Annotated in this window: 10 protein-coding genes and 1 pseudogene; 7 read left to right on the top strand and 4 right to left on the bottom strand. The window is 49.7% G+C overall.

All coding sequences use genetic code 11. From position 1 onward, the window contains the following. From PLA23_RS08770 to PLA23_RS08800, 7 genes and pseudogenes are all read left to right on the top strand, one after another. A pseudogene (locus PLA23_RS08770) lies at positions 1-450 on the top strand (DUF2298 domain-containing protein); the annotation flags it as partial. Between the two features lie 131 nt (positions 451-581). Next, positions 582-950: a 50S ribosomal protein L7Ae gene (gene rpl7ae / locus PLA23_RS08775; RefSeq protein ID WP_324331141.1), complete on the top strand. Its 369-nt coding sequence runs from the start codon at positions 582-584 to the stop codon at positions 948-950. 5 nt (positions 951-955) lie between these two features. Next, positions 956-1159: a 30S ribosomal protein S28e gene (locus tag PLA23_RS08780; protein WP_011448598.1), complete on the top strand. Its 204-nt coding sequence runs from the start codon at positions 956-958 to the stop codon at positions 1157-1159. A 3-nt stretch (positions 1160-1162) separates the two neighbouring features. After that, positions 1163-1354, top strand: a complete 192-nt coding sequence (locus tag PLA23_RS08785) for a 50S ribosomal protein L24e (protein ID WP_324331147.1) — start codon at positions 1163-1165, stop codon at positions 1352-1354. A gap of 2 nt (positions 1355-1356) precedes the next feature. After that, complete coding sequence (gene ndk, locus PLA23_RS08790) at positions 1357-1806, top strand: nucleoside-diphosphate kinase (protein WP_324331148.1); 450 nt, start codon at positions 1357-1359, stop codon at positions 1804-1806. Between the two features lie 138 nt (positions 1807-1944). Further along, the gene (locus tag PLA23_RS08795) at positions 1945-2664 is read left to right on the top strand and encodes a tetratricopeptide repeat protein (RefSeq protein ID WP_324474892.1); all 720 of its coding nucleotides are present in this window, start codon (positions 1945-1947) and stop codon (positions 2662-2664) included. 79 nt (positions 2665-2743) lie between these two features. Then, a complete protein-coding gene (locus PLA23_RS08800; protein WP_324474893.1) occupies positions 2744-3454 on the top strand; it encodes a tetratricopeptide repeat protein in 711 nt (236 codons plus the stop codon). A 9-nt stretch (positions 3455-3463) separates the two neighbouring features. Here the strand turns inward: PLA23_RS08800 and PLA23_RS08805 are convergent, their stop codons facing one another. The 4 genes from PLA23_RS08805 to PLA23_RS08820 form a co-directional block, all read right to left on the bottom strand. Next, entirely contained in the window at positions 3464-4042 is a 579-nt protein-coding gene (locus PLA23_RS08805) for a response regulator (RefSeq protein ID WP_324474894.1), read from the bottom strand. A gap of 77 nt (positions 4043-4119) precedes the next feature. Continuing rightward, entirely contained in the window at positions 4120-4908 is a 789-nt protein-coding gene (locus PLA23_RS08810; protein ID WP_324331156.1) for an energy-coupling factor transporter transmembrane component T family protein, read from the bottom strand. Beyond that, a complete protein-coding gene (locus PLA23_RS08815; protein WP_324474895.1) occupies positions 4905-6341 on the bottom strand; it encodes an ABC transporter ATP-binding protein in 1437 nt (478 codons plus the stop codon). Before PLA23_RS08815 ends, PLA23_RS08810 begins: the two co-directional genes overlap by 4 nt. Further along, positions 6338-6880, bottom strand: a complete 543-nt coding sequence (locus tag PLA23_RS08820; protein WP_324331346.1) for a tryptophan transporter — start codon at positions 6878-6880, stop codon at positions 6338-6340. The genes PLA23_RS08815 and PLA23_RS08820 overlap by 4 nt, the downstream gene beginning before the upstream one ends. Positions 6881-6919 lie beyond the last annotated feature (39 nt).

Raw genomic sequence — 6919 nt, forward strand, 5'->3', positions numbered from 1 at the left:
GGCCCCCATACTCCCACCCTTGACGGTATGGCATGGCTCTCTTCTGCCAACCGGGAGGATGCTGAAGCAATAGCATATTTACGAAGCCTTCCGGGGGATCATATCATCGTCGAGGCTGCGGGTGATGACTATCAGTATACGTCGCGAGTCTCATCCTTTACCGGAATCCCGACCATAGTCGGATGGCAGTTTCACGAATACATGTGGAGAGGCAATGATCCGGAAGGCTGGTATGGAGAGCGGGGTCACCATATACAGTCCCTCTATGAAGACCCGGAGCAGACCATCTCCCTGATGGAACGGTACCAGGCAGATCTGCTGTATGTCGGCCCTGAAGAGATGAAGAAATACAATATATCAATAGATGATACCAGACTTCAGGAACTCTACCGGAACCGCGATGTAGTCATCTACCAGCATGTTCTCTCGAAAAATCCGGTCACTTTATGAGATTCTCTTCTGGGACGAGAGATCTGATCTACGAACATTTAAACGCCCACAGCCGTAACTTATATGGCACATTCGTCATCTGCTGATGAGTGATGACGGAGGGTCATGCCCCTCCTGAATGAGGTGAATTCATGGCAAACTACGTTACCTTTGAAGTCTCTGAAGAGATCCAGAACAAGGCTCTTGAAGCCGTCGAAGCCGCACGTGAAAGCGGAAAAATCAAGAAAGGCTCGAACGAAGCCACGAAGGCCATTGAGCGCGGCATCGCACAGCTGGTCCTTATCGGAGGCGATGTTGAACCAGCAGAGATCGTCATGCATCTGGGACCACTCTGCGAAGAAAAGAAGATTCCGTATCTCTTCATCAACAAGCAGAATGATATCGGCGCTGCTTGCGGACTTGAAGTCGGCTCTGCTGCTGCAGCTATCGTAAAGTCCGGAAAGGCAAAAGAGATGATTGATGATATTGCTGCCCAGATTGCAGCACTCAAAGCTGAGTGAATACCATGGACGGAACGCCCGCTGAAGTAATCGAGGTTATCGGCTCAACCGGTATGCATGGGGAAGCCATGCAGGTGAAGGCCCGTATCCTTGATGGCCCGAACAAGGGGCGGATTATCACCCGTAACACGGTCGGACCGATCCGTGAGGGTGATGTTCTGATGCTCCTTGAGACTGAACGTGAAGCAAAGAAACTCTCCCGGAGGTAAACAATGATTGATACACATGTCTGTTCATTCTGCGGCCTGCAGATGGAGCCTGGAACCGGGAAGATGTACGTCAAGAAAGACGGACAGATTTTCTACTACTGCAGCACCAAGTGTCAGAAAAATCATAAACTTGGTCGTATTCCACGCCGTGTCAGATGGACTACGGCCGGCCGGAAGGCCCTTGGCAAGGTATAACAATGGAACGGACATTTCTGATGGTAAAGCCGGACGGTGTCCAGCGCGGGCTGATCGGTGAGGTTATCACCAGATTTGAACGTCGTGGATTCAAGATGGTTGCCGCACGATTTGAACGGCTTCCTGATGCCAGGGTCATGGAACACTATGCAGAACACGTACAAAAACCCTTCTTCCCGGGCCTGAAGGCATACATCACCTCCGGACCATGCTTTCTCATGGTGTGGGAAGGAAAAGATATCGTAAAGATCAGCAGGGATATGATCGGTGCAACCAACCCTGCCGGTGCAGCACCCGGAACGATCCGGGGAGACTATGCCCTTGAGATAGGGATGAATGTTATCCATGGTTCCGACTCTGTGGAGACTGCAAATCGCGAGATTGCTATTCATTTCAAACCGGAAGAGCTTGTTTCATATACCCGGATTGATGAACAGTATCTCTACGAATAAATTTTTTCAGGCTATTGCCTCCTCTTTTCCCGAATTGGTTCATTACCCGGATGTTTCAATACCGAAGAAGAAAAAATGAGTACCTGACTGGTGACCAGGATGAACTCGGATAACCGGATAATCAGGAAGTATTTTGGTTTGCTTACCGCTGTAATCCTGATTGCCGGTGTTTTGTTATCCGGGTGCACAGAAACAGACCGGCTCAAGGATGAAGCAAAGGCTGCGTTTGATTCCGGCCGGTATGCTGAGGCAGTATCACTATATAATCAGGCAATTCAGTTGTCTGGAAGCAATAGTGAGCTCTATTACCTGAAGGGAAAGGCCCTTTTTGAACTGGTCATGTATAAAGATGCAATCGATGCATTCACCATAGCGATACGGCTGAAACAGGACTACCCGGAGGCGTGGTATATGAAAGGAAGGGCCAGTTATATGATGGCGGATTATGACGAGGCGGTTCGTTCCTTTTACAAAGCCATTGAACTAGATGAGGGCAATACCGAGTACTGGTACTACCGGGGTCTTGCCCTCTCCGGCCGGGGCCAGTACGACCTTGCGATATCCCATTTTGACAAGATCATCCAGATGGACCCTGGAATGGAAAAGGCATGGAGTTCACGCGGGTATGCCTATGTAATGGAGAAGAATTACACCGAGGCGCTGGCATCCTTTGAACAGGCACTCAAGATTAATCCGGATAATGCAGAGAACTGGATCAATAAGGCATCAGTCCTGCGGGTATTAGGCCGGGCCGATGAGGCAGATATTGCCATCAGCCAGGCAAATCTTTTATATAAAAAGCAGGGAGAAGTCATCGCCCGTAAAATTCCAAAGACTCCGATAGCAGTCATTCCTTGATCAAGAGGAAGACATTTCATATTTCTCTGACAACAAGTAGACAGAATTGTGCATTCAGGCACTTGGAATGTGTATCTTCATGAAGTTCGTTTCAACTGTTGAATTGATCCTTTCTGTGCTGCTGCTTATCCTCCTGTGCGGATGTCTCGGAACTGAGGGATGGAGTGCACAGGACTGGATCGAGCAGGGGAACCGGTTTGCAAAAGACGGACTCTATACTGAAGCAGTGGATGCATATAGTCATTCAATCCGGCTTGACCCGATTAACCCAAAGGTATGGACATACCGGGGCATCGCTCTTCAGCATCTTGGCAGACAACAGGAGGCCATGAATGACTTTGATGAGGCCATCCGTCTCAACCCGGATGATAGTGGTGCCTGGCAGGGAAAGGCATCTTCCTATATTGAAAGTGGTCAGTATAAACAGGCTATCAAATCCGCCGAGCGATCACTGGAGCTGGCAAAACCTGGAGATAAGAAGGAGAACTCATGGCTTCTTTTAGGATTTGCATACAACCGGCTTGAGCAGTATGAAGATGCCCTGCAAAAATTTGACAAGGCGATTGAGCTAGATCCGAAACGGATCGACCTCTGGCAGCATAAGGCGTACACCCTGACAAAACTGGGCAGGTACATGGAAGTTCTGAAATGTTATGAGGTCATGACCGGACTGGAGCCTGACAATCCAGAGATCTGGAACAAAAAAGGAGAGATTCACCTTGCCCTTGGTCAGATGAACGAAGCCAACGAGGCATTTGCAATGGCAAAAAGTCTTATTGAGAAAGGATAATCCTGCATATCAGGTTTCTTTATGCTCACCAAACAGAAAGAGCAGATCCCTGATATGCGACTCACATTCCCTGATCATTGGCTCCTGTGAAGGAGTAATCCCCATTGCTTTCATCTGAGCGATCTGGGATTCAATGGCACGGATATGACCGATTATTTTTGACCTGATTGTTTCATGTTCGGCAGGGGGCTGGACCTCTTTCTTTTTCCTCACAGATTCGCGAATTTTATAGGCCAGTTCAGTAAACTGGGCCCGCGGGTCCCCGCCTTTCTGGATGTAGTAATCTGCACCGGCATTCAGCGCCTCAATGACCACATCCTCCCTTCCTCTACCGGTAAAGATGATAAAGGGGATATGATTTCCTTTTTCCCGAATTGCTCTGAGAAACCCCAGCCCGTTCATGCCCGGCATCTCATAATCAGAGACCACCGCATCAAAGCCCCGCTCATTCAGCAATGCAAGCCCCTCCTCGGCAGACAGCACGGTCGTTACCGAAAACTCCCCATGACGCTCAAGAAAGGCACGGGCGATATCCAGGATAACCGGTTCATCATCGACAAGCAGGACTGAGATCATAAACAGACACATATTGCCATTCAAGGACTTTAATTATGGCGATAAGGGATCAAAAAAGAGGACATTTAGAGGTCTGATACTGACGGGGATCAGGCCATGAAGAAATGGAGATAGAGAAATGCTCCCAGAATGATGAGAATCAGGATCGCACTGATCATATCTCCCGGCCCAAATACCAGTTTATGAAAGGGGAGTTTCTTTCTGGCCCGGTATCCCCGCATGTCAAGGGTAAGACCGAGCACCTGTGTCTTTGCCAGTGAATTCGCGACGAGGGGAATCATGATCGGTTTCATACTTCGTATCTTTCCTGATATCCCAGTTCCCGGGTTATATCCTCTGCATAGTTGTGCCTCATGAATACGCCTGGCCTCCAGCTGAAGACTGGGAATGAACCGGAGCGCTATGAGGAGCATGAGTACATAGTCAACTGGCAGTCGAAATGCCAAAAGGCCGGTTACCAGATCACTGGGTTTGGTCGTTATAACAAAGAGCTGAAATGCGGTTATCATGACGATGAACCGGAGCGAGAGGATGATTCCGAACATGAGACCGCCCATGGTTATCCCAAAGCCCTGTATCGATGGATCTGTGGATGGGAGAATCGGGAGGAGTAATGCCCCCTCCTGAACCGTCAGACTGGTCAGAACCACCAGGAAGAATGACAGCAGAAGAAGGAACGGAATCTGACTGATGATCTCTCTGATGAGACCTGAAAAAAGGGCACCGAAGATCAGAACTCCGATGAGAAAACAGAGAAACGGTATCTGTGATGACATAACACACAGGCCGACGATGAGGATAACCAGCAGTAACTTGGTCACCGGGTTTATGGTATGAAGCGGGCTGTTTCCAGGAATATACTGGAGAATCTCGCTCATGATGCCCGCCCCTTCAGATTATGATAATCACCGATGATACGCCCGTTCTCCATCGCGATAATTCGACCTGCATACTCTTCGGCAATCCGCATGTTATGGGTCACCATGATGATGGTATGCCCTTTCTTTTGAAGGGTCAGCATCAGTTCCATCATCCGGTCAGACTCCAGCTCATCAAGGCCGGTGGTTGGTTCATCAAGGATGATAATCTCCGGTTTCATGGCAAGGATACAGGCGACTGCAAGCCGCTGGCGTTCTCCCCTGGACAGATGCCGCGGATATGTCGATTCCAAGCCGGAAAGCCCGACCATGGAGAGGACCTCCTCAATGACCTGATCAGGAGATGATGCGCCTATGTTTTCCAGTCCAAACAGTATCTCCTCTCTCACGCTGTCTGCAAAAAGCATGGTATCCGGGTTCTGAAACACAAGACCTGTCTGCTGAACCAGATCAATAACCGGGGCGGTTGTCGCATCAAGTGTCCGGACGTGAACCAACCCCCCGTCAGGACGCAATAGTCCGTTCAGGTGTTTTACAAGGGTTGTTTTTCCGGATCCATTCTCTCCAAGGATGGCGACAAATTCCCCTTCATACAAGGTTACGGATATCCCGTTCAGTGCTTCAATCGTCCCGTACCGCTTCATAAGAGAGTCTATCCGTACAATCGCCGGCCGATCGGTGGGTGTATACGGTGTAAGATCAGGGTCAGTGTAGAGTGCTTTCATAGACCCCTGCTGCTCAGGGAAAAGTTCATCAAAGGTTCCTTCACGGCTGATATGTCCCTCTTCCATGACGATAACCCGATCTGCAACGTTCCGGTACCCTTCCAGGGAGTGATCAACGATGATGATGGTCTTTCCTTGCTCCTTCAGGCTCTTGAGAATCTCAATGATACGGGACGTTGCCGCAACATCAAGCTCTGAGGTCGGCTCATCAAGGATGATAATGTCGGTATCCATCGCAAGAGCGGCAGCAATCGCAACCCGCTGCTTCTGGCCTCCGGAGAGGGCATATGGAGGTCGCTCACGAAGATGGGTAATCCCGCAGAGTTCCATGACATCAAAGATCCGTTTCTCTATCTCCTGTTTTGAGTCGATACGGGTCTCAAGCCCTGATGCCAGTTCTTCCTCAACACTGGTAAAGATGAGCTGTGAGTCAGCATCATCAAAGACCATGCTCACATACCGGTTCAGTTCTCCGACACCTGCATACTCAGTAACCGGTCTGCCCCGGAGCGCAAGATACCCGGAGAAGGTACCTCCAAATTCATGCTGAAGAATGCCGGCCAGTGCATAACACAGTGTGGTCTTTCCGGCAGCGGTCGGACCGGTGATCAGGACGAGTTCCCCGGCACCAATAGAAAGGGTGATGTCCCGGAGGGCCGGGCGGGTTCCCACCGGGTATGTGTAACTGAGCGATGTTGCACGTATCATGATCTCCGGGATAATGCCCGTGATGCAGGAATATACAGGATCTGGGCAATAATGGTGTTGATAATTGCCGTCGGGATGACTATCATCACCATCATGGCACTAAAGAACGCATACAGGCTCTCGTAGTTAAATGCCTTAAAGAGCAGACCTGGTGCCACCATAACCAGCAGCATGACCACACAGAGAAAGGAGATACCACTTGCAAATGTGGCAAGCAGGGTAGCAATGGAAGGTGCTGCAGCCGTCCTTTTAAGCGCCTGGAATACAAGGAGACAGACGACCGCCCCTATCGGCTCACTGATAAGATTTCCTGGTGGGAAGATCGAATGACTGATAAGAGCACTGATGATCCCGCCGATAAACCCAATCCCCAGTGCCTGGGAGAATTTCGGGACGACCAGCATGATTGCCAGACAGTAGAAGACGATCACAAAGTTTGGTACAAGAAATGGCGGTAATGGTGCATACAAGGCGGCGAACCGGGCAATAGCACCGACCGCAAGTAAGATGCCGACTATGGCAATATCCTGTGATTTCATGGTTTTTCGTATAGGTAAGTGTATTCAGAAGAGCTGTAC

The organism is Methanospirillum sp., assembly GCF_035406105.1.
Classification (GTDB): Archaea; Halobacteriota; Methanomicrobia; order Methanomicrobiales; family Methanospirillaceae; genus Methanospirillum.

What these genes read in the sequence shown, in the direction of transcription:
- rpl7ae (WP_324331141.1), top strand. Translation starts at nt 582, where the DNA reads ATGGCAAACTACGTTACCTTTGAAGTCTCTGAAGAGATCCAGAACAAG.
- PLA23_RS08780 (WP_011448598.1), top strand. Translation starts at nt 956, where the DNA reads ATGGACGGAACGCCCGCTGAAGTAATCGAGGTTATCGGCTCAACCGGT.
- PLA23_RS08785 (WP_324331147.1), top strand. Translation starts at nt 1,163, where the DNA reads ATGATTGATACACATGTCTGTTCATTCTGCGGCCTGCAGATGGAGCCT.
- ndk (WP_324331148.1), top strand. Translation starts at nt 1,357, where the DNA reads ATGGAACGGACATTTCTGATGGTAAAGCCGGACGGTGTCCAGCGCGGG.
- PLA23_RS08800 (WP_324474893.1), top strand. Translation starts at nt 2,744, where the DNA reads ATGAAGTTCGTTTCAACTGTTGAATTGATCCTTTCTGTGCTGCTGCTT.
- PLA23_RS08805 (WP_324474894.1), bottom strand. Translation starts at nt 4,042, where the DNA reads ATGTGTCTGTTTATGATCTCAGTCCTGCTTGTCGATGATGAACCGGTT.
- PLA23_RS08810 (WP_324331156.1), bottom strand. Translation starts at nt 4,908, where the DNA reads ATGAGCGAGATTCTCCAGTATATTCCTGGAAACAGCCCGCTTCATACC.
- PLA23_RS08815 (WP_324474895.1), bottom strand. Translation starts at nt 6,341, where the DNA reads ATGATACGTGCAACATCGCTCAGTTACACATACCCGGTGGGAACCCGC.
- PLA23_RS08820 (WP_324331346.1), bottom strand. Translation starts at nt 6,880, where the DNA reads ATGAAATCACAGGATATTGCCATAGTCGGCATCTTACTTGCGGTCGGT.